Below are 23,136 nucleotides of genomic sequence, written 5' to 3'. Positions count from 1 at the left end.
GGCATGCTTGGGCAGCGAGGCTGACTCCGGCGATCCGTTCGCGGACTTGGCCGGGTGGAGGGTGATCCCTATCCCTTTGGCGGGCTGACTCGCGCCTGACTGATCCTATACGAATCGTTTCGTTTTACAAGATTTCAACCGTTTTCGAGCAGCGTGGCCTCGAGAGCCGAACCCGGCGGAATCCGGTAGTCGTCCGGCATTACCCGCAGGTGGACCGCGAGCAGATGATCGCGGGTGGCTGCCACAGCCTCTTCGACGTCGCCCGCCACGCACGCGGTCAGGATGCGCTCGTGTTCGGCGACGGCATTGCCCCGCCGGACGTCGAAGTGCATGCGAATGCGCTCGGCCTGCGCCGCCATGTCACTCGTCAGGCGCGACAGCGTCTTGGAACCGCCTGCCTGGTACAGCGCCTGATGGAATGCGCGGTTGAACGGGCCGAAGGAGTTCTGCGCGGCAGTCGGGTCGGCCATCGCCCTGGCCAGTTTCTCGTTGGCCGCGCGCATGCGGTCCAGATCCGCCGGGCGCAGCCGCGGCACCGCGAGGCGGGCGGCGAACGTCTCCAGGTGGATGCGCAGCACTGCGATGTCCTCCGCCTCGACCGGATCTACGCCGGTCACCACCACGCCTCGGTAAGGGAGTCGTTCGATTAGCCCTTGCGCCTCCAGTTGCAGCAGCGCCTCACGGACCGGGGTGCGGCTGACGCCGAGGGAGGTGGCGACCTCGGACGGATCGATGCGGTCACCGGGACTGAGGTCGCCGCCGATGATCCGGTCGCGCAGTCGATCGCAGACCTTGTCTGCGACCCGTCGGTGGATCGAATCCATACTCACCACTCCCTGTGCTGTCGCCGGCGCGCGGATTACCGGCGGATCCAATATCCAATGTCCAACCCTATGGTGCGTCACATCCTAATCCGATACGATCCGTTTAGTATCGATACCGCTCGGAGAGGAAGGAGAGACGATTGACGCTCCTACTGGATGACGCCACAGTGCAATCAGTCTTCGACTGGAAACCCGCCATTGCCGCACTGCGGGAGGCGTACGGGGCGGCGTCCGAGGAATCGCGATTTCCGGAGCGGACGATCGCACGCGGCGGCACCTCTATGTTGCGGACCATGAGCGGTGTGCCGGGCAGCGGCGCGCTGATGGGCTTGAAGACCATCGCCGGCGCGATCGGCGTGCGCCAGTTCTCCTACCTGATTTCCCTGTTCGATCAGCAGACCGCGGAGCTCGTGGCGCTGCTCGACGGCAACTCGATCACCGGTTTCCGCACCGCGGCCACCTCCGCCCTGGCGGCCGACCTGCTGGCCGTGCCCGGACCGGTGACCGTGGGGGTCATCGGCTCCGGCTTCGAGGCGAAGAAGCACGTGCGCGCACTCGCCGCTGTCCGCGACCTCGAGGCCGTGCGCGTGTTCAGCCCCCGCGCGGAGAGCCGAGCCCGCTTCGCCGCGGAATTGGCGGATCTGAATACCTCGATCAGCGCGTCCGAGTCGCCGCAGGCGGCCGTGGCAGGGGCGAATCTGGTGATCTGCGCGGCGCGTTCCTATGACGAGTCGCCGATCCTGCTCGGTGCGTGGCTCCAGCCGGGCACGACGGTCGTCTCCATCGGCTCCACCGTGCGCGAACAGCGCGAAGTCGATCCTGAGGTGATCGCGCGCGCGGATGTCCTCATCGCGGACGTACTTCAGGAAGTGCTGCACGACAGCGGCGACCTCATCGCCGCGGCCGCGGCCGGGGTCGACGTCACCGACCGGATCGCCGCGCTGTCGGATCTCGTCTCCGGACGGCATCCCGGTCGCACGACCGCGGAACAGATCGTTGTGTACAAGTCCGTGGGCTCCGCGGTGCAGGATCTGGCCGTCGCCGCCATGTGCGCGGAGGCCGCCCGCACCGCGGGGCTCGGCTCGGAACTGCCGATCCACATCCAGCCCGTTGGAAAGTAAGGACGCACCATGGCAATTCCTCTGACCGATCAGCCGATGCTCGCCGACGTCCTGCTGTCCCGCAGTGCGGCGTTCATCGGCGGCGAATGGGTCGAGCACGGTGACTCCGGCAGCTTTACCGTCGAAAACCCTTCGACGGGAGAACAATTGGCCGAGCTTCCGTCCTTGAGCCGGGCACAGGTGGCGGGCGCCATCGATGCCGCGCATCGGGCGCTGCCCGGGTGGCGGGCGTTGGCCGCGAAAGAGCGCTCCCGGATTCTGCGGCGGTGGTTCGACCTCGTGACCGAGCACACCGAGGACCTGGCCTGGCTGATCGTCGTCGAAGAGGGCAAGCCGTTGTCCGAGGCGCGGAGCGAGATCGCTTATGCCGCATCGTTTCTCGAGTGGTTCTCCGAAGAGGCCAAACGGGTGCGGGGTGACATCTTCCCGGCTCCGGATGCCGCGAACCGGGTGCTGGTGCTCAAGGAACCCGTGGGTGTCTGCGTCGCGATCACACCGTGGAACTTCCCCGCCGCGATGATCACCCGCAAGGCCGCGCCGGCGCTGGCCGCGGGCTGCACGATGGTGGTCAAGCCCGCCGAGCAGACCCCGCTGACGGCGCTGGCCCTGGCGGAGCTGGCCCGGCGTGCCGGCGTGCCCGCCGGCGTCTTCAATGTGGTGGTCGGCGAGGCACGCGAGATCGGACCGGAACTCACCGGCAATCCGCTGGTCCGCAAGGTGAGTTTCACCGGGTCGACCGAGGTGGGACGACTGCTGCTGGAACAGTCGGCGGCAACCGTCAAGAAGGTGTCGATGGAGCTGGGCGGAAACGCGCCGGCGATCGTCTTCGACGACGCGGACCTCGAGGCCGCCGTCGCGGGCGTGCTGGCCGCGAAGTACCGCAACACCGGCCAGGCGTGCATCAGCGCGAACCGGGTGTATGTGCAGTCGGGTATCTACGAACGCTTCACCGCGCTGCTGGCCGAGAGAGTCGCCGAGCTGACGGTCGGCGACGGTTTCGAACCCGGTGTCGCACAAGGGCCCCTGATCGACGGTGCGGCGCTCGCCAAAGTCGAGGAACACGTCTCCGACGCCGTCGCGCACGGTGCGCGGGTGGTGTGCGGCGGCGCGAGGCATGAGCGCGGCGACCTGTTCTATCAGCCGACCGTATTGGCCGATGTCGCCGCGGGTATGAAGATCACCCGCGAGGAGACCTTCGGCCCGATCACTCCGCTGATTCCGTTCACCGACGAGGCCGATGTGATCCGGCAGGCGAACGACACCGAATTCGGCTTGGCCGCTTACCTTTTCAGTCGCGACGCGGAGCGGGTCTGGCGCGTTGCGGCGAACCTGGAGGCCGGCATGGTCGGCATCAACTCCGGCTTGATCTCGAACGAGACCGCGCCCTTCGGCGGCATCAAGCAGTCCGGCCTGGGCCGGGAGGGATCGATCTACGGCATCGACGAATACCTGGAGATGAAGTACCTGGCATGGGCGGGCAGCGGAGCGCTCTGAGCGCAGCCGCTCGAGAAGTCGCCCCCATCTATCGAAACAGCGGCAAGGAGGCCCACATGGCCGAGTACAACCTTTCAGAAGTCCGGGACTGGGCTCGGGAAAAGCTTGTCGGTGCGATCAACTGCACCATTCCGTCGTTCACCAACGACCTACGCGACATCAACGAGAAGGGCATTCGCCACGACATCCGGCTGGCGAAGGAGCACGGCTTCATCGGCAGTCTTGGTATTTCCGAAGTCAGCATCACGCTGCCGGAATACGTGAATTTCCTGCGGATCGCCAAGGATGAGGGCGGTAAGGACTTCTACATCGTCCACCACGCGAGCTGGAACGACCTCGAGCAGAACATCGAGGCGGTGCAGCGAGCGGAGGAAGTCGGCGCGGACCTGGTGCTGCTGTCGTACCCACCGAACTTCTATCCCGAGTCCGAGCAGGAGATCTTCGACTACACCAAAGCGGTGGCCGATGCGACGAATCTCGCCATCATTCTGTTCCCGATGGTGTCCTGGGGCTTCAGCAGCCGAATCCACCCGTCCGATATCCCCACCCGGCTCATCCGCCGCATGATCGACGAGATTCCCAATGTCGCGGTGATCAAGGCCGAGGGCGGATTCCCGAGCATCCAGAGCGTCATCGAATGCACGCGGCTGTTCGGCAAGGAGGTCGTCATCTCGAACCCGATCGAGGGTGAGCTCATCCCGCTCTCGCAGGTCATGCCCATTCAGCTCTCGGCCACCAGTGATCATGAGTTCTTCGGCCCGATGATTCCCCGGGTCATGCAGTTGCTGCGGGACGGCAAGTACGACGAGGCCACCGAGATCTATTGGCAGCTGCACCCGGCCCGCAAAGTCAAGGCCGGCCTGTTCGGCGCGGTGCACGGCGGCTCCGTGCTGAACCGCCAGGCGTGGAAATTCCAGGGGTGGCTCCAGGGCTACAACGGCGGGCCGCTGCGGATGCCCACCATGCGCATCCACGATCACCAGATGGCCGCGCTGCGTAAGGGTTTGACCGATTCCCGTCTGGAACCGAGCATGGACCCGTTCCGGGAATTCTTCATCGGCCGCAATCCCGCGTAGAAATTTCCACTGATCAGTCGCGTCGGCCGACCGGAGGGCCGACCGGAGGGTGGAACTTCCGGTCGGCCGCGCCCTTCAGGCACTCACGGACCGAGCCGACTCCGAACCGATCAGCGGCACGCCGAGCTGCGTTCGCAGCCTCATCCACCGACGATGGCCCGCAGCGCCACGTACAGGACCGACGGGCACAGCAGGCAGCCCATGCCGGTGTAGAACGTGGCTGTCATGGCGCCGTATGGCACCAGACGCTCATCGGTTGCGGCCAACCCGCCGGCCACGCCGGATGTCGTGCCCAGCAAGCCGCCGAAGGCCATGGCGGACTTCGGATTGTTCAGGCCGATCAGGGGAGCGATCAGTGGTGTCCCCACCATCACCACCACGGATTTCACCAGTCCGGCGGCCACCGACAGCGCGATCACCTCCGAGCTGGCGCCTATCGCGGTGCCGGTCACCGGGCCGACGATGTAGGTGGCCGCACCGGCGCCGATCGTCGTCATCGATTTGGCATCGGTATAGCCGAAGGCTGCCGCGATCGCGGCCCCGATCACGAACGACACCACCACGCCCAGCACGATCGACAGCGCGCCGGCCAGTCCGGCGCGTTTGATCTCGCGCAGGTCGACGCCGTACGCGGTGGAGACGATCGCGAAGTCCCGCAGCATCGAACCGCCCATCAGACCCAGGCCGGATAAGACGGCGAAATCGGCCAGTCCGTGGTCGGCGCCGGTCACCTTGCCACCCCAGAATGCCAGTGCCAGGCCGAGGATGATGGCGATGGCGGACCCCTGCAGCCGACCATGGGTCAGCTTCTGCGAAAGCCATCCGGATATCAGCACCAGCGCGCCGACCACTACGAAGGCGGTGAGCAGACCATTGCGTTCGAAGACCGAACTGATCGTATTCATCTCACACCTCCTGCTTGTTCTCTGTGGTCAGCGGCGGCAGCGGTTCAACCGGGGCGCCGATCCGGGCCAACACCGGCACAAGGGCAAATCCCGCGGCGAGTGCGCCGAGGCCGGCCAGGATTGCCATCGGTCCGCCGGCGACGGCCTTGACCACGTTCTGTGTCGAGGCCATGGCGATGACGATCGGGATGTACATCGCGCTCCAGAAGAGCACGCCCCGTTCGCTGGGCTCGGGGAACTTGCCCCGCTGGCGGAGCCAGTGAGTGACCAGCATGAGCATGATCATGGCGAATCCGACTCCGCCGACATTGGCGTCGACGCCGACCGCGATGCCGAGCAGGTCGCCGACGAGGGTGCCCGCGAGCATGCACGCCGCCAGCGTTGCCACTCCGTAGAGAATCATTGTCTTTCCTGACTAAAAGAGTGCGGTCGAGCGTGGCCGACCGGTGGGCTATGCGTCCGCGCCGACGAACAGGTCGGCGTAACGCTTGCGTAATTCGGCTTTCTGTACCTTTCCCATGACATTGCGGGGCAGCGACTCCACGACGCGGATCGCACGAGGCTGCTTGAAGCGGGCGAGGTCACCGGCGATGAAGCCCAGCAATTCCCCGGCCTGGGGTTGTCTGCCCGGCATCGGGACGACGACGGCCACCACCGTCTCCCCGAAATCCGGGTGGGGGACTCCGATCACGGCGGACTCCAGCACGTCGGGGTGGCTGTCGAGCAGTTCCTCGATCTCCTTCGGGTAGACGTTGTAGCCCCCGGAGATGACGAGGTCCTTGTCTCGGCCGACGATGCACAGATAGCCGTCCTCGTCGATGCGGCCGAGGTCGCCGGTGATGAAGAAGCCGTCCGCACGAAACTCCGCAGCGGTCTTCTCGGGCATCTGCCAGTAGCCGGCGAAGACATTGGGGCCGCGGACCTCCACGACGCCGACGTCACCGTCGGGCAGCGCCCCACCGGTTTCGCGGTCGACTACGCGGATCTCTGTGCCGGGTAACGGTTTTCCGACGGTGCCGGGTTTGCGCGGCCCGCCCTGGTATGGGTTGGTGGTGTTCATGCCGGTCTCCGTCATGCCGTAACGCTCCAGGATGGCGTGGCCGGTACGGGCTTCGAACGCTTCATGGTCACTCGCGAGCAGCGGGGCGGAGCCGGAGACGAACAGCCGCATCGAGGCGCAGGTGTCCGGGGTGAGCCGGTCGTCTTTGAGCAGGCGGGTGTAGAAGGTGGGCACGCCCATGAGCACGGTGGCCCGGGGCAGCAGATCGATGATCGCCTCGGAGTCGAACTTGGGTAAGTAGTACATGCTGGCACCCGCCGCCAAAGTCATGTTCGCCGCGACGAACAGCCCATGGATATGGAAAATCGGCAGGGCGTGGATCAGCCGGTCCTCAGCGGTGTACTGCCAGGCCTCCAGTAGCGCACGGCAATTGGAGGCGAGGTTGCCGTGGGTGAGCACCGCTCCCTTGGAGCGCCCCGTGGTGCCGGAGGTATAGAGGATTGCCGCCGGGTCCTCGGCCGTGGCCTCGTAGACCTGCTCGTAGCAGTCGTCGCCCGCGAGAAGGGTGCCGTCGCCCGAGACGCCGAGGGTCTCGACAACGAGTCCTTCCCCGCCGCGGTGGGCGTGATCGGTCCGCCGATTCGGGGAGCAGACGAGCACGCGCGGCGAAGCGTCGCTGAGGAAATAATCCATCTCCGCACCGGTGTAGGCGGTGTTCAGCGGCAGGAAGACGGCGCCGATCCGCAGGGTCGCCAGATACAGTGCGATGGCCTCCGGAGATTTCTCCACCTGCATGGCGACCCGATCGCCGGGAGTGACACCGTCGGCGACGAGTCGGGCGGCAATCCGTCGCACAGTATCCGCGGTCTCGCGGTAGGTGATGGACCGCTCGCCCGGCAGCTCGAACAGCGTGTGGTCCGGCCGTCGCCGCACCTGCGCGGCGAAGGATCGGTAGATGGTCGTGAAGGGCTGCATCGTGGATGTTCCTCTTTCGTCGTCGGTGGTCATGGCCGTATCTCGAACGTGGGACGCCGCCGTGGCATCGCCCAGCACGTCGCGCAGCGGTCCGCCGACTGCCACGATGCGGCGGCGAACGAAGTCCTCGTGCTGACGCTCCAGCCGCTCCGGCTCATAGCGATAGTTGATCATCGCGCCGTAGGACTGCCGCCAAGCTTCCGGTGAGTGGCTCGCGGGCCAGTTCAGCCGCCAGGCCGTGGCTCCGTTGCCCAGGTGGAAACGTGCGACCGGGTCGAGGGGGCGGCCGTCGGCATGTCGCTCGGCGGCGATGTAGCGAGCCAGCGCGCGGTAGAGCCGCGAACGAATCCGGTCGATGTCCGCCGCACCCAGATCCACCGTCACCAACTCCTGGACGAGCGTCCGTAGCTCTTCGTCCTGTTCGGCCTGCTTGTCGAGCCAGTGCCGGAATCCGGGGATGGGCGAGAGCGTGACGAATCGGGCCAGATGTGGCAATTGCTCTCCGACCTGCTCGATGACCTGTTTGATGAGAAAGCTGCCGAAAGAGACTCCGGCTAGACCGTCGAGGGCGTTGTTGATCGAGTAGAGCGCCGCAGTGTCCGCTGCCGCTGGGTTCAGCTCCGGGCCTGGCTCCAGTAGCGGGCCGATGGTATCGGGCATGCCGCACACCAAGGCGACCTCGACGAAAATCAGCGGCACGTCCCCGGTGGCCGGGTGGAAAAAGGCGTAGACGCGGCGATCCTGAGGTTCGAGGCGACGGCGGAGTTCGGCCGCGCTCGCCATCGGGTGGACCTTCTCGTAGTGCAGGAGATGCTGGTGCAGCTCCTGCGGTGAATCCCAGCTGAGTTGCTCCATACGGAGGAAGCCGCGATTGAACCAAGAGGTGAGGAGATGGTGGAAGTCGTGGTCGAGGGGGCGCAACTCCGAGTGACGGCGCAACAGCCGCCGCAGGTCCGCGCGCATCTCGACCAGGGCCAGGGTGGCGTCGGGGGCGTGGTTCATCCGGCGGAGCAATTGCTGGCGGGCCGGTTCGACCACGTCGAAGAGCCGGACCAGCTCCTCCTCGCTCCCGGATCCGGCGTTGTGTGCGTCATCCCACCGCCGGAAGGCGGCCCGAACCTGATCGCCGTCGACGTCGTAAGTCGCAGTGATGTGGGTGAAGAAGGCGAGTTTGTCGTTGTCGTCCAGCTCGGCGTAGGCGGCGAGGGCTCGAGTCGCGACCGCGCGCATCGAGGCTTCGCCCATATCGCTCGTCAGCACCTCGCAGGCGGCGAGCAGCTGGTCCAGCGGGGATACGAGCGAATCGGCGTCCGTCGGATCGCTGCCGTGCTGTCGCCCGAGAGCTCGGAACAGGTCGGTCAGCAGCCAGCCGTCTTGTTGCCCCATCGCGATTTCCTTCCCACCGTCTCTGTATGCATTAGAGACGGTGATGTATATAACAGGGACGATAGAGTATAGATGTGAGGCGCGCCACCCCTGGTGGTCGAGTAATCTGCTCTCGGAGGTGCACATTGGCTCGAGTCCCGGAATCTCAGCGTGTACGCGACGCGCTCGAGGACGCCGTCGTCCACGGCCGTTATCGACCCGGCGAACGCCTCGATGCCCTACAGCTCGAGCAGGAGTTCGGATGCTCTCGCACGCCGATCCGAGAAGCGCTGCTGGCCCTGGAGCGCTCCGGACTGGTGCAGATCCGCCCCAAGCAGGGCACCTACGTCACCGAGCTCAGCATTTCCGAGCTGGCCGAACGCTTCGAGGTCATGGCCGAACTCGAAGGGATGGCGGCACGGCTCTGCGCGCGCCGCATCGAACGGGCGGAACTCGATGAACTCGAACGTGCGCTGAAGGAGTGCGAGAACCACGCGACGACCGGCGATGCCGACGGCTACTACTACGCCAACGCCCGGTTCCACGGCGTCGTCTACGACTCCTGCGGCAACGAGTATCTGCGGCAGCAGGCCCTCACGCTCAAACGAGCCCTACAGCCGTACCGGCGACTACAGCTGCGAGTACCGGACCGCATGCGTAGATCCTTGACCGAACACCGTGAGATCGCCGACGCCATCGCTTCCGGAGACTCCGAATCCGCGGAGAACGCCGCCCGTGAACACGTGCTCGTGCAGGTCAAAGAGTTCAGCCAACTGGTGCGGACTTGGCGGCAGCTGACGGGGCGCTGATCGAGGCCGAATTGATCGCAATGCTGGCCCGCACCAGGGCAACGGGCGACGAGTCGCCGGGCATGGCCAACCATTTCCGAAGCGGAAGAGTAGTGCCTCGAGCCGGCCGAGCGGACGACACCGAGCGGGGCGACCCGCTCGTCGACGTCGACCTCGAGCGGTCCACGCCCCAATAACTGCCGCATCCCGAACCACGGTGCGCGGGAACCGAAAAGACCCGCCGACATGCTCGGGACGAGCCCAGCCATGGAATCGGCCCGGCCACACGTGCAATTGCCGCACGTGGCGCGAAATCAAGGGATTCGTCTGTTGTTCAGCAGCTGCCCGGAACACCGAACACCGCTCTGCTCCAACGGGTTTCATCTGTGATGACCAAACGAAACGGCTCGGACGTCCCCGGTGCGCTCCGAGACCCGTTCAGATGCCATAGCTTCCAGCAGTTCTCGGCGTGTCCGGGTGGGCTTGCTGCCACACTGGGCGGGTCAGGCCGATTCCAGCCGGACGGAACTGCACGAATGCCCGGTGCCGAACGTATGGATGGAGCGTGATCGCATGTCGCAGAGTTCGAATCATTCCGGTGGCCGCGCAGAGGACGCCGTACTGCTCGCGGCCGGACTCGCGGATCTGGCGCTGAGCCGGGTCGGGCCCGCGGTGGATCGGCTTCGGGGGCTGCTGCGGCGGTCGGACTTGGCGGGGCTGGCGGGTGAGGCGGAAGCGGATCTGAAAGCGCGCGGACGTCTTGCGCTGGACCGGTATGCGACAGTGTCCGAGGCGCATCTGGAAATCCTCGCCCAGCAGGTTGTGGCGCAACGCGGCACCTCCAGTGATGTCTGATCACTACGATCCGGGCGCCTTCAAAGCTCGCGTGGATGCCGCGCTGGAACAGTTCGTCGGGCAGGAGTACGACCAGTTCCTGACCATCGACCCGCAACTGCGGCCGGTGGCCGACCAGATCGTGGTGGCGACCACGCACGGTAAACGACTGCGAGCGGCGTTCTGCTACTGGGGTTGGCGTGCAGCCGGACAGCCGGATAGTGACGCAGTCGTGCGGGCCGCGGCGGCAATGGAATTGGTGCACGCAGCGGCGGCGGTGCACGACGACATCATCGATGACAGTCACCTGCGGCACGGTCTGCCCACCGCGCACATCACACTGCGGGAACCGTTGTCGGATCGACCGTGCACCAAATCGTCCGCCCGGGCACTCGCGATGCTGGTCGGGGATATGTTGATTGCGTTGGCCGGACAGCTTTTCGTCGCCAGCGGCCTGCCCTCGGCGTACCTGTCGCGAGCGCGGCCCCTGTGGGCGTCGCTGGCGCGGGAATTGATCGCGGGGGAGTGCCTGGAAATCCTCTGCACCGGTGCAGCACCGGACATCGCCGAGTCGTTGAAGGTGGTGCGATACAAGACCGCGAAGTACACCGTCGAGCAGCCGTTGCTCATCGGCGGCGCACTCGCAGGCGCCGCCCCCCGGCTGCTGAAGGCGTTGTCCGCGTATGGATTACCGTTGGGCGAAGCGTTTCAACTGCGCGATGACCTACTCGGCCTGTTCGGCGATCCAGCCCAGACCGGTAAGGCGAGCCTCGACGACCTCCGCACTCGACGTCCTACCGCTCTGCTCGCCGAGACCTGGCAGGCCGCCGACCACACACAGCGTAAACAATTGCGGCGCTTGTTGAATCGACGCGACCCCAGCAACGACGACCTGCACGAAATCCGCGATCTGATGACCCGTGTCCAGGCTCCTGCCCGAATCGAATCGATGATTACCGCGCGGGTCGAGGAGGCCACCTCCGCACTGGCCGGCGTCGGCGTTACGGCACACGCCGCCCGAGCACTGACCGAACTCGCCCACGCCGCGACCGCACGCCGGCATTAATCCTCGCCTGATACCAGGAGCCCAGATGACCTACACCGAAACGTCATTGGATGCACTGCGACAGTACGGCGACGAAATCGCCGACGTCACCGTTACCACGATGTTCGAACGCGGCGAGGTGGGCAAGTTCAACACGCTCATGCGCTATGTCTCCACCGTGGGCGCGCCCCTGCCCGACGGTCTGCCCGACGTCGCCCGGGACTATCTGCACGAAACCTCAACTCCCCCAGCATGGGTGGACTGGGATGAGATGGAGAAGGCCAGGCAGTTCTTCATCGATAACAACGTGCACATCTCCACCGCACTATCTTTTGCCGCGATGCCGGCCTGCTACGTTCTGCCGCCGGTCGCGAAACTGCTGTCGGCCACGCATTCGCTGGAGTACCCCTCCAAACGCATGGCCGAGACCGGACAGTTCACCGTCTACCTGATGCAGCCCGATGCCTTCGAGGCAGGCAGCCGTTTCATACCCGCGGTCCAGAAAGTGCGGTTGCTGCACGCGGCGATCCGTCACCATCTCTATCAGGAAAACCGATGGGACACCGACACATTCGGCACTCCCATCTGCCAGGAGGACATGATCGGCGGCCAGATGCTGTTTTCCCTCCTCGTGCTCGACAGCCTGCACCGACTGAACATCCACATGAGCGTCGACGGCGCGGAGGCGTACTTCTACGCCTGGCGCGTGGTCGGCGCCATGCTCGGCGTCGATCAGCGGCACGCACCACAGGATGCGGACTCCGCGCGGCAATTCCACGACCTCTATATGACCCGCCATATGGGCCCCAGCGACGAAGGCGTCCGCCTCACCCGACAGCTCATCGACCTCTACGAGGACGTCGTACCCGGAACCTTCTTCGACCCCATCGTCTCCGCGCTGATCCGCTACCTCATCGGAGACACCTGCGCCGACTGGCTGCAAGTGCCGCGCACCGCCTGGGATACAGCCGTCAAGACCGCGCCCACCCTGCTCGGAATCCTGGAAACGATCGAGGACAAATCCCCGATGGGCGCTTGGGCCCTCGATCGCCTCGGCCATTTCACCACCCTTTTCGAACTCAGTTCCCTCACCCGCGGCCGTGTCATGCATTACGCCATCCCGGACCATCTCAAGCCGGAGTTCGGTGTCTCGTCCACACTTTCGCGTACCCGTCGCTGGACACCCCCGCCCGTCTCCATCACTACCTGACACGATCAGTACATGCCCGAGGCGACATCCGTGTAAGCGCGTGCTCATGCAGCGCGTCGCGGACGAATGCCAGATCGCCATTGTCCGCGTTCGGGATCCACGCTCGCACATTCCGATGAGCGGACGCCCAACACCGCAGCTGCCGATGGCGACGGTGTGTCCGGGGCATCGTTGCGCCCAGCATGTGTTCAACCATTGCGTTGTGGCACTTCACCCTGGTGGCGATCGGGAGTGCGCAGGGGAGCGCCGACGTGGTGCAGGTGTCTCAGCGCCTCGCGGTAGGAGGAGATCAGCCCGGTTTCGTGGTAGGGCACTCCGATTTCGGTGCAGTAGTCGCGGACGATCAGCTGGGCGTGACGTAGGTTCGGCGTCGGCATGCTCGGGAACAAATGATGCTCGATCTGATAGTTGAGCCCGCCGAGGGCGAGGTCGGTCAACACGCCACCCCGCACATTGCGGGAAGTCAGCACCTGGCGACGGAGGTAGTCGGGACGTTCGTCGCCGATAAACGTTGGCATGCCCTTGTGGTTCGGGGCGAAGATGCAGCCCATGTACAGGCCGAAGAGGCCCTGGTGCACAGCAAGGAACGCGAAGGCTTTGTCGGCGGGCAGAACTGCGAACAGTGCGACCAGATAGGCGACGAAGTGCCCGAACAGCAGCGTGCCCTCCAATCCGCGGTGTTTGACCGATCGATTTCGGAGTGCACGTACGCCGGCCACATGGAGGTTCAGGCCCTCCAGCAACAGGAGAGGGAAGAACAGGAACGCCTGTGCCCTCCCAATGAGACGAGGCAGACCGCGGCTGGACCGTGCCTGCCGTTGTGACCAGGTCAGAATGTCGGGTGCGACGTCCGGGTCGAGTTCCTCGTGGTTCGGGTTGGCGTGATGCCGGGTGTGCTTGTCCTGCCACCAGCCGTAACCCAGGCCGATGCCGAGATTGCCGACGAGGCGCCCCACGACCTCCGTCGGCTGCCGTAGCCGGAAGACTTGGCGGTGCGCGACATCATGCATTACGAGGGCGACCTGAGCGAACGTCACGGCCATGAACCCCGCGACCAGCAGCGTCCACCACGAATCACCGACGAGGACGAACGCCGCCCAACCGGCCGCGAACGCGACCCCGACGAGGCTGAGCCGGACCGCGTAGTAGGCGAGACGTTGGTTCATCAGCCCCGCGTCGGAGATCCTGCGCAACAGACGGGCGTAATCACCGTCGGCGCCGCGCCGCGGTGACCGTGGAGATGACTCGGGGACCAAGGCAGGTGTCGTCATAGATCTTCCTGAGAGCTGAGTCGGAGACGCCACCTCCGTCCGTCGACGATGCCGGCCGGTCGGAATCGGAGAGCGCCGATTTCGATACCCCGAAGCTATCGGCCCGATTCTCGTTACCCGTAACCCTTTGGTATGACATCGAATCGGACTGGGGTGTGATACCGGATGCGTGCCGCGGACCAAGCCGACTGACCAGTTACCACCTACCCGTCAATGAGCCCTTGTATCAAGGGTTTCCACTCGGCGGTGCTCGATAGCGATGCGTTCGATGTCGCTGGGGGTTCCGGCCATGATGATGTGCGTGTGTTCGGCCACCAGTTCGGCGGGCCAGGTCCACCAGGCGGCGCGGCGTAGCCGTTCGATGTCGGCACTATCGAAGCGCTGCCGGATCGGCTTGGCGGGGTTGCCGCCGACGATGGTGTAGGGCGGCACGTCGGCCGTGACCACCGCACCGGCCGCGATGATGGCGCCGTCGCCGATCCGCACACCGGGCATGATCGTGGACTGGTAGCCGAACCAGACATCGTTGCCGACGACGGTGTCTCCTCGGCTGGGCATGGAAGTGACGATATCCAGGGTCTGCTCGGCCCACCGGCCGCCGAACATGGTGAACGGGTAGGTGGACACGCCCATGGTCGGGTGCTCGGCACCGGCCATCAGGAACCTGGTCCCGGCCGCGATAGCGCAGTACGCCCCGATGATCAGTCGCTCCGGTCCGTACGCGTAGAGCACGTTGCGACGCTCGAAGTCCGTCGCACCGTCGGGGTCGTCGTAGTAGGTGTACTCGCCCACAACGATATTCGGTGAGCTGACCAAGGGTTTCAGAAATACCACGCGGTCGTGCGCGGGCAGAGGATGAACAGTGGTGGGGTCTGGTGACAACTCGAGATCCTCGTTATTCATGGATGGTGATGGGACGGACGGTCACGATAGTGCCGCCGAAATTCGATGGCCGCTTCCCACGGCCAGGAATGCGCAGTGGACGCCGAACTGGCTGCGGTAGCGCTGCTGGGCATGGATCCGGTTGTGTCCCAGCGAGCTAGCCGCATCCTACGGCCGATCGGTCCCAGATTTCCCTCGAGGAATCCGCCCCTGTGGCGGCGGCAACCCAGACTTCTGACCGGGGTGCGGTAGCCGCTCGGCGCTACATCTTGGCGCTGCGGGCCATGACGAAGCTGTAGAGCCCGTAGGTGATGATGCCGGCCCCGGCGATCAGGAGCAGGACCATGCCGAAAGGTTGCGCGCCGAGCGTTTTCACGGCCCCGTCCAAGCCTGCGGACTTATTCGGATCGGATTCGGTCGCGGCGAGGATGACCAGCAGCCCTGCCGCGGCGACGGCCAGCCCCTTGGCGATGTAGCCCACAGTGCCCAGCCGCCGCACGAAGGCGCTCTTGACTCCGCGCAGATCGTCGAGGAAATTCTGCTTGGCTCCTTTGTACACGTGGTAGCCGCCGACCGCGATGATGACCAGCCCAGCAGCGACGAGCACAATCGTGCCCGCCGTGTGCTGCATCAGGCGTGCGGTGAGCCCGACGCTCTGGCTACTGCTCGGCTGGCCACTGCCCTGCGCGAAACGGAACGCGGTGATCGCGAACGCGAAATAGACGACGGACAGCGCGAGTGCTTTGGCCCGATCGAACACTTCGGACTTCCGGCTGTCGGCGCCCGGTTCGGACGCGCTGCCGAAGACGGCCTCCGCCAGCCGCCAGAGCGCCATCAGCACGAACGCGACCACGCCCACCCAAAGGGTGAACTTGCCACCCGGTTTATCCGCCAGTTCCGCCATGGCCCCGGATTGATCAGCGTTGCCCCCACCGCCGAACGCGAGTCGGATCGCGATGTAGCCGATGAGCAGGTGGACGAGGCCGGACATGACATAGCCGGCGCGGGCGAGACGCGCGAACACGCTGCTCTGGGCGATCTGCCCGACGGTATGGGATAGACCGGGGTGGGTCATGCTGCTCCTCCATCCAGGTACCACGGCGCGAAGCCGGCGCAGGACATCGACCGGATACCCATGTGCGCGGAGAAAGCACCTCCCCGGGCCGGCGCCCGGGTGACGGGTCGTTACGTTCCGTTTTGACCGAGCAAAGACCGAGTCATCAGACCCCACTCCCATGATCCCCGTGGCGAGCGACGGAAAGATTCAGCCCTTCCTTCCGAACCGAGCGAGGTAGTGCCGGGCCGAATACGGTGCGGACGGGAAAGTGCGTCCGACATCGACCCTGGCGGCCTCCGCATCCGATACCAGTGCGGCCGCGGGGACTCCTTCCTTCACGTCGGAAGGTCCGGCCCACTGCCGGTTTCGAGGTCTGCGCATCTGACCGGCATCCCGGAACGCACCTACCAGCGACGGCCGGCCGGCGGCGCGACGGTGACCCCACCCTTTGGTCCGTGGCTGCGACCAGCGGAAAGCTGCTCGATAAGCGGCAGATGCGGATGTTTGCAAGGGTACGTCTCCGTGTGCGTGGCGCTTCGTCTCGATAACCAGCTTCTGTCGATCGTGTTGCCGCGTTCTGACGGGGTAGCGGCACGAGCGTGAACGCGAACCTTCCTACTTGCCGTGCTGTCGGCGCACCATCTCGGTGATCCAGATGGGCGCGAACGGAGACGTGCAGTTCGGTGGGGTCGGGTAGTCTTTCAGCACCTCCAGGCGCTCACCGATGTCGATGGCACGGGCGCGATGCTCGGCGTGCTCGATCCCGATCTGAGCCAGGCAGTGGTTCATCGCCCACTGCGGGCGATCCGGGGCGTCTTTCATCTGCGCCTCGATGACGTCGAGCAGTCCTGCGAGGTCGAGGCCCTCGGGCTTTTTCGCGACGCGTTCGGTGGTCAGCTCCCAGCCGGCACTCGCGACCACTGGATCCGGATCGGCGAACCAGGCCAGGCGCAGCTCTTCGGCGTGCGGGTTCTTCTTCACCACGTAGTTCACGAGCCAGTCGTGCACCTTGGGTGTGCGCGCCTCGCGTAGCATGAGGTCCAACTCGTCACGTTCGAACACCTTTGGGCGGCAGATCAGGGTCGCCAGCAGTCTCGCCGCGGTGTCATCGGTCTCCCACAGTTGGCGCGCGAGTTCCTGCTGCGTTTTCAGCCGCTTCGCGAGCGCGCGCAGCTTGCTGAGGTTCACAGCGTGATCGTCACCGTGTTTCTCGTTCACCTCGCGTATCTTCGGGTCCTCGAGCGCGGTCAGCTCGGCGATCACCTCGGCCACCGTCGTCTCGGCCACCTCAGCCTCCTGTCCATCATGTGGGAGATTTCGCCTACGAGAAGGCACGGTCAACCAGGTGATCAGCAAGCGCGTGGTCAAGACTGCTATCCGCTCGGTTAGGCGTGTCGGGCATCCTCGTCCGGTCTCTGTTCGGCGGCATGGTCGGGTCCAGTTGCTGCTCGGCGGGCTCGCTTTCCGCGGGCTATCTCGGTGGCGAGGGCGTCCAGCGGCTGGGCGAAGGGCTGCAGTGGGTCGGTCAGTCGGGTCAGCCAGGCTCGGGCTGCGTCTACACCCTCGGGGTCGAGGGTATAGAGCCTGCGGGTGCCCTCCGCGCGGACAGTCACCAGCCCGGCGTCGCGCAGCACTTTGAGGTGTTGGGAGACGCCAGGCTGGGAGATCTGGGCATGTCGTTGCACGGCGGTGACGATCATGCTGGCCGGTTGTTCACCGGTTGCCATCAGTTGGAGGATGAAGCGGCGGACCGGGTCACCGAGCGCCTCGAAGACCTTGTCCGGCGCCGGGGTTCTCAAGAGGCCGGACCGTCCTCGAGTTCGGTCGTGTAGAAACCGATTGTCAGTTCGGCGGCCTGGCGAGCGGCCGCCGGATCGTCGCCGTTACCGATTGCCGCGTCGGCCCAGCCGAGGGCGGCCGCGCGGACGAAGGCCTTCCCCTCGGAAGTGGTCGGAAACGCCAGCCCTTCGGCCGGGTCCACCGCTTGGCCGCTTGCCAGGTGCAGCCCCAGAGCCATCAGAGCAAGATCCCACCCGACGCCGACGCCGCCGGGACCGTACGGCCACGCCACCTCGGTATCGACCTTCGCCTCGTGCACGAGCTTCAGCTCGGTGCCGTCCCCGTCGGGCGTGAGCGTGACCTCCAGCCACGACACTTGGGGCCCCACCTCCCAGGTGACGGCAAACCGTTCGGGCGCCTCGCACCGCTCGACGACACCGTTGGCGTTGCCCTCCAGCTGGTAGCGACCCCCGACCTGCAGGTTGCCGCTGATGGGCAGGAACCAGCGCGGGATCCGCTCGGCATCAGTCAAGGCGTCCCAGAGGTCGGCTCGGTCGGTGGGGTAGGTGCGTCGGGCGACAGCGATCGTCGTCAGCGCTCCATCGCGGGAGCCGGTGCGGACCTCACGAGTTACGAGCCCGACCACCTCGGCCGGGTCGATGAGTATGGTCATCTAATCTCCTTGTATAAGTTGTTACTTATATAGAATCATATGGTCGATTCCTGCGCAACGCCCCGCCATCGGCATTACCGAGCACTCTCAGGGGAACTTGCCAGCTATGGCGTCAATCACGTGACCAGCGAGATCCGGCCAAGATCTTGACTCGAGACAGTCGCATGTCTAGTAACGACAACTGGCTCACCCGAATCACTGCGATCACCGCGCCCGGCACGGTGGTGCTGTCCGGCGCGATCTTTCTCTTCGAAGGCATTCCGAAGTTCCTGCGGCCCGAGACGCTCGGCACCGGCCGGTTCGACAAGGCTGATATCCCGGCGGCTGCGCCGCGGCGACCGATAAGCGAGGGCGGGGCAGAGCGCCCGCCCCGATTCGAATAGCACACTGTGGCAACGGAGGAGCCGATCATGCGGTGGTATCACGACTATCTGCGCTGGCTGTATCGCACCGGCCGTCCGAATCTGTTCGCGCGCATACAGAATTGGCTCTCAGCCCGCCCTTTCGCGGCCGGAATCATGCCCCGCCGGGTCTCGGCGTTGGGGAGCCGGGGCCGGCGCAGCGGTCGCCTCATCTGGTTTCCGATCGTGCTGACCGAATTCGACGGTCGGCGCTATGTGGTGTCGATGCTCGGTGCCAACGTCAACTGGGTGCGCAATCTGACCGCCGCGGGCGGCCGAGCCATCCTGCAGCACGGTCGGGCTCACGGATGCCACCAGCGGACCGTGGCCGATGTTCAGCTCGACAGCCGTCCAGTGACGGTGCGCGTGCGCGTCCGACGACTGATCTCTGCCCAAAAATCGCAATCGGCCACGGGCGGTGGAAGGTCGGTGATTCGAGGTCAGCTCAATATGAAGTAGCGCAACCATAGATACGGTGCGGCGACCACGATGGTGATCGCGGTGACCACCGCACCCTTGCGGGTGAACTCCCAGAACGAGATCGGCGCCCCGGCGCGGGCGGCGATACCGAGCATGACCACGTTGGCGCTGGCGCCGACCGCGGTCAGGTTCCCACCGAAGTCCGAGCCGAGGGTCAGCGACCACCACAACGCGTCCGCGTGTACCGGATTGTCGATACCGCCTGCGAGGTCGGCGACCAGCGGGCTCATGGTCGCCACGTACGGGATGTTGTCGATGATCCCGGACAGCAGCGCTGAAACCACCAGGATCAACATCACCGCCACCAGAGCGTTACCGCCGGTGGCGTCGGCGGCCCAGCTGGCCATCGTCTCCACGACCCCGGTTTCGACCAGAGCTCCGACCATGACGAATAGGCCGGCGAAGAACAGCAGCGTCTCCCATTCGACCCCGGACAGGTAGTCCTCGGGCTCGGTCCCGGAGATCAGTACCAGCACACCGGCCCCGAGCAGCGCGACCACAGACGGATCGATATGCAGGATCGAATGCCCCACGAACCCGGTGAATACCGCCAACAGCACGACCCCGCACTTGGCCAGCAACCGCAGATCTCGGATCGCTTCGCGTTCGTCGAGGGCCATCACGTCCGCGATCCGCTCGGGCGCCGCATCGAACGAACCCCGGAACAAGCGCGGCAGCACGAGGGTGAACACCGCCAGTTCGAGCACCACGATCGGGGCCATATGTACCAGGAAGTCGTTGAACGACAAGCCACTTCGGCTGCCGATGATGATATTGGGCGGGTCACCGATCAACGTGGCCGCGCCGCCGATGTTGGACGCCAGTACCTCGGCGATCAGGAACGGCGCGGGCCGGATGCCGAGCCGGTCGCATACCAGCAGGGTGACCGGCGCGATCAGCAGCACGGTGGTGACGTTGTCCAGGAACGCCGATGCCACCGCCGTGATCAGCGTCAGCAGGATCATGACCCGCACGGGAGATCCCTTGGCGCGCTTGGCCGCCCAGATGGCGGTGTATTCGAACACCCCGGTCTGACGTAGCACCCCGACGATGACCATCATCCCGAACAGCAACAGCACGACATCCCAGTCGATACCGGTGTCGTGGGAGAAGAAGGCCTGTTCGGAATCGAGCACGCCCACAGCCAGGATTACCGCGGCACCGGCGAGCGCGGCGATCGTTTTGTGGATGCGTTCGGTCGCGATCAGCACATAGGCGACCACGAACACGACAATCGCGATCGCGGTCACCGCGGGCCACCCGCGCAGCAGCTACCGGTCAGGTCTTGGCGAGGGTCACCTGCAACAACCGGGACGCGGTGATCACCCCGATCATCCGCTTGCCCTCGACGACCGCGATCAGCGGACACCGGCAGCGCGCCATCAGCGCGGCCACCTCCACCACGGTGTCGTCGGCGCGGGCCACCGGCACGATCGGCTTGCCCGTCGATTGCGGCAGTAACTGGCCGACGGTCTTGCCCTGCAACGCCTCGGCGATCCGGTCGGCCACCGACTCCGACAACACCCCCGCCAACGACGGATCGTCCTGCACATATCCCGGAACCAGGAACCGCACCACCTGCGAGGCGGGCAGCACCGCGCGCGGCACCTGATCCGCATCCGTTACCACGATGCCCGGCAGCCGATGCTCGGCCAGCAGCCTCGCCGCGGCCAGCGCCTCGGAATCCATGGTCACCGACGGATAGTCCTCGGCTATCTGACTTGCGTGCACACCAGTACGATACGACCGCCGCGATCCCTACCGCGGCACATCCGGGCTCGCCGCCACCGGCAGCCCTTCTGGGCACCGTCAAAGACAACATTTGTGTGCGCACTACGTCACTCCCCATCGCCGGCCGGCCCGACCCGAAACCGGGCCGGGTTGCCGACCAGACTTCCCGGCGCACCTACCGTAAAGATGCCGTAAAGATGCCACCAAGGCAAACTGCGAATAGGTCGTGAACCGGCGGTCAGAGCCCAGCGCTCTACGGCGAGATGTGTCTTCTGCCGCCGTCGGCTTGCTCGACGCTGCCAGTCCGGCCACCGCACGTCGGTGGCGGGCCAAGGCGCCGAGGGGACTCCACCCACGGTCACGCCACGACGGCACCAGCGCCTTCAGCAGTAGTCCCAAACCGGGGACCGGGTGTAGTCGATCTTCGGCGAGTGGACCATGCCCTTCGGGCCGATCTACACAGCGGCGGCGTATGACTCCGACTAGTATTCGCCCGTCACTGCGGAGGATCTCTACACGTTTCTGCTCCCGGCCGCCGACCATGTCGAACTGCCAGTCCGGCTGGAAAATGCGATTCGGCTGGCGCCTCGATCGGCCCGTATCAGGCAAGCGAGCCGTACTGGACAATCGGGGCTCGTACCGCGACGCCCGACGTGGCTCTGACCACCTCACACCGAGCCTCTGGTTGCATCCGGAAGGGTTGCTGCCTGAACTCATTTGGACGAGCTGCTATCTCCGGCTCTGAAGTGGTCGGGACTACCCCGCCCCGAGTCGCCGACTGCAGCAATAGGATTCGGCCTCACCGGGGTTGCGACAGCTGATCGCAGGCACAGCATTGCCCCGCCGATCGTGATCGGCGGGGCAAGGCTGTGCGGAGGTGCCTGACCTCGGGCTCGAAACCGAAGGCTCAGTGGGGAATCGCGAAGTTGGCGCGGAATACGCCGTGTGGGTCGCGGGCCTGCTTGAGCTTTCGCAGCCGGTCCAAGGTGCCGGTGTCGAAAACCTCTGCGACACTGTCGCCGGCGGACAGGACGGTATACGGTTTGCGGCCGCTGACCCGCGCGCCCAGATCGGTGATGATGCGCTTCTGAGTGGCGTGTACCGCGGCGACGGTGTCGGGGTCCGAGCCGACGGCCTGCAGAGACAGTGCGTAGGGCTCCGCGAATGGCGGAACCGCACCTCGGGTGGGCTCGGCGAGCGCACCTCCCAGCTGCCGGAGCTGGATGCCCATCAGCGGATCGATCGGCGCGTGCAGCAGAATCTCGGCGGCGGTCTCGTCCAGGGCGGTCAGCAGCTCGGTTCGGAGTAATCCGGGGCCTGGGGCGGTGGGCTCGTTGACGATGGCGCCCAACTCGGCCGGGCCCAATTCCCGGCGGGTGTCCGCGAGGATGCCGTCGATCGTGTCCAGCCGTCGCAGCAGGTCCCGTCCGCGCGCCGGTTCGCCCAGGTAGGCGGCGGCGATCGCGATTACCGGCGGAGCCTGCGGCAGCTCCAGCCGATTGAGCCAGACCGTGAGCTCGCCCGGTGCGTGATCGGTGATGTCCTGGAAGGCATCACGGACCGCCTCGGTCTGCTCGGCCGGCCAGGCGATCAGGCCACCGAACAAGGCCGGAGCCGCGAACAGATCGAACTCCACTGCCGTCACCAGTGCGAAATCCCCGCCGCCGCCACGCAATGCCCAGAACAGCTCCGGGTCGGACTCCGCGGTGACCCGGGCTCGACGACCATCGGCATCGACGATGTCGAAGGCCGGACGCTGTCGGCCGCCCAACCGTATTTACGGCCGAACCACGACAACCCGCCACCGAGGGTATAGCCGACAACGCTGACCACCGGGGAGCTTCCGGCCAGCCCGGTCAAGCCGTGCGGGGCGGCCGCCGCCTGCACATCGCCCCAATTGGTTCCCGCGCCGACGCGCGCACGTCGCCGCGCCGGATCCACCTCGATCCGATCGAGCCGGCGCGTGCGCACCAGGATGGTTCCGGCGGTATCACCGGAAGCGCCGTGGCCGTTGGGCTGAGCGGTCACCGACAGGCCCGCGTCACGCGCGTAGCCGACCACTGCGGCCATATCCTCCGCGTCTTCGACGTGCACGACGGCCGCGACCGGCTGGTCGATATTCAGATTCCACGGCGTCCGTGCCGTATCGAACTCTTCGTCTCCCGGCAGCAGTACCCGTCCGCGCACGGCGGATCGCAATGTGTTGTGTGACATTCGGATTCCCT

The 23,136-nt window shown here is 65.7% G+C and carries 24 protein-coding genes; 9 read left to right on the top strand and 15 right to left on the bottom strand.

What is annotated here, in order from left to right; all coding sequences use genetic code 11:
- Positions 1-134 precede the first annotated feature (134 nt).
- The gene (locus ACQP2U_RS19550) at positions 135-824 is read right to left on the bottom strand and encodes a GntR family transcriptional regulator (RefSeq protein ID WP_433715968.1); all 690 of its coding nucleotides are present in this window, start codon (positions 822-824) and stop codon (positions 135-137) included.
- A 140-nt stretch (positions 825-964) separates the two neighbouring features.
- On the opposite strand from ACQP2U_RS19550, the gene ACQP2U_RS19545 reads away from it, so the two are divergent.
- The 3 genes from ACQP2U_RS19545 to ACQP2U_RS19535 are packed head-to-tail and all read left to right on the top strand — an operon-like array spanning position 965 to position 4,515.
- Positions 965-1,945, top strand: coding sequence for an ornithine cyclodeaminase family protein (locus ACQP2U_RS19545; RefSeq protein WP_433715967.1), 981 nt, complete (start codon positions 965-967; stop codon positions 1,943-1,945).
- A gap of 9 nt (positions 1,946-1,954) precedes the next feature.
- Positions 1,955-3,439 carry an NAD-dependent succinate-semialdehyde dehydrogenase gene (locus ACQP2U_RS19540; RefSeq protein ID WP_433715966.1) on the top strand — a complete coding sequence of 495 codons (1,485 nt, stop codon included), beginning with the start codon at positions 1,955-1,957 and terminating at the stop codon, positions 3,437-3,439.
- Between the two features lie 56 nt (positions 3,440-3,495).
- Positions 3,496-4,515, top strand: coding sequence for a dihydrodipicolinate synthase family protein (locus tag ACQP2U_RS19535; protein WP_433715965.1), 1,020 nt, complete (start codon positions 3,496-3,498; stop codon positions 4,513-4,515).
- A 140-nt stretch (positions 4,516-4,655) separates the two neighbouring features.
- On the opposite strand, the gene madM is transcribed toward ACQP2U_RS19535, so the two are convergent.
- Genes madM through ACQP2U_RS19520 form a run of 3 tightly spaced genes read right to left on the bottom strand, consistent with a single transcriptional unit; the run spans position 4,656 to position 8,781 of the window.
- Complete coding sequence (gene madM, locus ACQP2U_RS19530) at positions 4,656-5,420, bottom strand: malonate transporter subunit MadM (RefSeq protein WP_433715964.1); 765 nt, start codon at positions 5,418-5,420, stop codon at positions 4,656-4,658.
- 1 nt (position 5,421) lies between these two features.
- A complete protein-coding gene (gene madL / locus ACQP2U_RS19525) occupies positions 5,422-5,823 on the bottom strand; it encodes a malonate transporter subunit MadL (protein ID WP_433715963.1) in 402 nt (133 codons plus the stop codon).
- Between the two features lie 48 nt (positions 5,824-5,871).
- Positions 5,872-8,781, bottom strand: coding sequence for an AMP-binding protein (locus tag ACQP2U_RS19520; RefSeq protein WP_433715962.1), 2,910 nt, complete (start codon positions 8,779-8,781; stop codon positions 5,872-5,874).
- Between the two features lie 125 nt (positions 8,782-8,906).
- Between ACQP2U_RS19520 and ACQP2U_RS19515 the strand changes: the two genes are divergently transcribed.
- From ACQP2U_RS19515 to ACQP2U_RS19500, 4 genes are all read left to right on the top strand, one after another.
- Positions 8,907-9,569, top strand: a complete 663-nt coding sequence (locus ACQP2U_RS19515; protein WP_433715961.1) for a GntR family transcriptional regulator — start codon at positions 8,907-8,909, stop codon at positions 9,567-9,569.
- A gap of 552 nt (positions 9,570-10,121) precedes the next feature.
- Positions 10,122-10,403, top strand: coding sequence for a hypothetical protein (locus tag ACQP2U_RS19510; RefSeq protein ID WP_433715960.1), 282 nt, complete (start codon positions 10,122-10,124; stop codon positions 10,401-10,403).
- Positions 10,396-11,448, top strand: a complete 1,053-nt coding sequence (locus ACQP2U_RS19505) for a polyprenyl synthetase family protein (RefSeq protein ID WP_433715959.1) — start codon at positions 10,396-10,398, stop codon at positions 11,446-11,448. Before ACQP2U_RS19510 ends, ACQP2U_RS19505 begins: the two co-directional genes overlap by 8 nt.
- Before the next feature lie 25 nt (positions 11,449-11,473).
- Positions 11,474-12,637 (top strand): oxygenase MpaB family protein, encoded by a 1,164-nt coding sequence (locus ACQP2U_RS19500; protein ID WP_433715958.1) that lies wholly within the window; start codon positions 11,474-11,476, stop codon positions 12,635-12,637.
- Between the two features lie 188 nt (positions 12,638-12,825).
- Here ACQP2U_RS19500 and ACQP2U_RS19495 read toward each other — a convergent pair whose 3' ends face one another.
- The 7 genes from ACQP2U_RS19495 to ACQP2U_RS19465 form a co-directional block, all read right to left on the bottom strand.
- Positions 12,826-13,908 (bottom strand): fatty acid desaturase family protein, encoded by a 1,083-nt coding sequence (locus ACQP2U_RS19495; RefSeq protein WP_433715957.1) that lies wholly within the window; start codon positions 13,906-13,908, stop codon positions 12,826-12,828.
- A gap of 210 nt (positions 13,909-14,118) precedes the next feature.
- Complete coding sequence (locus ACQP2U_RS19490) at positions 14,119-14,811, bottom strand: CatB-related O-acetyltransferase (protein ID WP_433715956.1); 693 nt, start codon at positions 14,809-14,811, stop codon at positions 14,119-14,121.
- Between the two features lie 241 nt (positions 14,812-15,052).
- On the bottom strand, positions 15,053-15,865 hold the full coding sequence (locus ACQP2U_RS19485) for a DUF1206 domain-containing protein (RefSeq protein ID WP_433715955.1): 813 nt from the start codon (positions 15,863-15,865) through the stop codon (positions 15,053-15,055).
- A gap of 189 nt (positions 15,866-16,054) precedes the next feature.
- Positions 16,055-16,186, bottom strand: coding sequence for a hypothetical protein (locus tag ACQP2U_RS19480; protein ID WP_433715954.1), 132 nt, complete (start codon positions 16,184-16,186; stop codon positions 16,055-16,057).
- Between the two features lie 276 nt (positions 16,187-16,462).
- On the bottom strand, positions 16,463-17,134 hold the full coding sequence (locus ACQP2U_RS19475) for a DNA alkylation repair protein (RefSeq protein WP_433715953.1): 672 nt from the start codon (positions 17,132-17,134) through the stop codon (positions 16,463-16,465).
- 98 nt (positions 17,135-17,232) lie between these two features.
- Positions 17,233-17,646, bottom strand: coding sequence for an ArsR/SmtB family transcription factor (locus ACQP2U_RS19470; RefSeq protein ID WP_433715952.1), 414 nt, complete (start codon positions 17,644-17,646; stop codon positions 17,233-17,235).
- Complete coding sequence (locus tag ACQP2U_RS19465; protein ID WP_433715951.1) at positions 17,643-18,299, bottom strand: SRPBCC family protein; 657 nt, start codon at positions 18,297-18,299, stop codon at positions 17,643-17,645. The genes ACQP2U_RS19470 and ACQP2U_RS19465 overlap by 4 nt, the downstream gene beginning before the upstream one ends.
- Before the next feature lie 164 nt (positions 18,300-18,463).
- Between ACQP2U_RS19465 and ACQP2U_RS19460 the strand changes: the two genes are divergently transcribed.
- Both ACQP2U_RS19460 and ACQP2U_RS19455 read left to right on the top strand, forming a co-directional pair.
- A complete protein-coding gene (locus ACQP2U_RS19460) occupies positions 18,464-18,682 on the top strand; it encodes a hypothetical protein (protein ID WP_433715950.1) in 219 nt (72 codons plus the stop codon).
- A 27-nt stretch (positions 18,683-18,709) separates the two neighbouring features.
- The gene (locus tag ACQP2U_RS19455; protein WP_433715949.1) at positions 18,710-19,159 is read left to right on the top strand and encodes a nitroreductase family deazaflavin-dependent oxidoreductase; all 450 of its coding nucleotides are present in this window, start codon (positions 18,710-18,712) and stop codon (positions 19,157-19,159) included.
- Here the strand turns inward: ACQP2U_RS19455 and ACQP2U_RS19450 are convergent.
- From ACQP2U_RS19450 to ACQP2U_RS19435, 4 genes are all read right to left on the bottom strand, one after another.
- Positions 19,141-20,430 (bottom strand): SLC13 family permease, encoded by a 1,290-nt coding sequence (locus tag ACQP2U_RS19450; RefSeq protein WP_433715948.1) that lies wholly within the window; start codon positions 20,428-20,430, stop codon positions 19,141-19,143. The genes ACQP2U_RS19455 and ACQP2U_RS19450 overlap by 19 nt on opposite strands.
- A gap of 28 nt (positions 20,431-20,458) precedes the next feature.
- On the bottom strand, positions 20,459-20,911 hold the full coding sequence (locus ACQP2U_RS19445) for a CBS domain-containing protein (RefSeq protein WP_433715947.1): 453 nt from the start codon (positions 20,909-20,911) through the stop codon (positions 20,459-20,461).
- 907 nt (positions 20,912-21,818) lie between these two features.
- Complete coding sequence (locus ACQP2U_RS19440) at positions 21,819-22,556, bottom strand: hypothetical protein (RefSeq protein WP_433715946.1); 738 nt, start codon at positions 22,554-22,556, stop codon at positions 21,819-21,821.
- Positions 22,553-23,125, bottom strand: coding sequence for an FAD-binding oxidoreductase (locus ACQP2U_RS19435; protein WP_433715945.1), 573 nt, complete (start codon positions 23,123-23,125; stop codon positions 22,553-22,555). The genes ACQP2U_RS19440 and ACQP2U_RS19435 overlap by 4 nt, the downstream gene beginning before the upstream one ends.
- Between the last annotated feature and the right edge of the window lie 11 nt (positions 23,126-23,136).

The sequence above is a fragment of the Nocardia sp. CA-084685 genome, from assembly GCF_050955785.1.
Classification (GTDB): Bacteria; Actinomycetota; Actinomycetes; order Mycobacteriales; family Mycobacteriaceae; genus Nocardia.
Note: the sequence above shows the minus strand (reverse complement) of the source record. Positions and strands in the feature narration are given on the sequence as shown.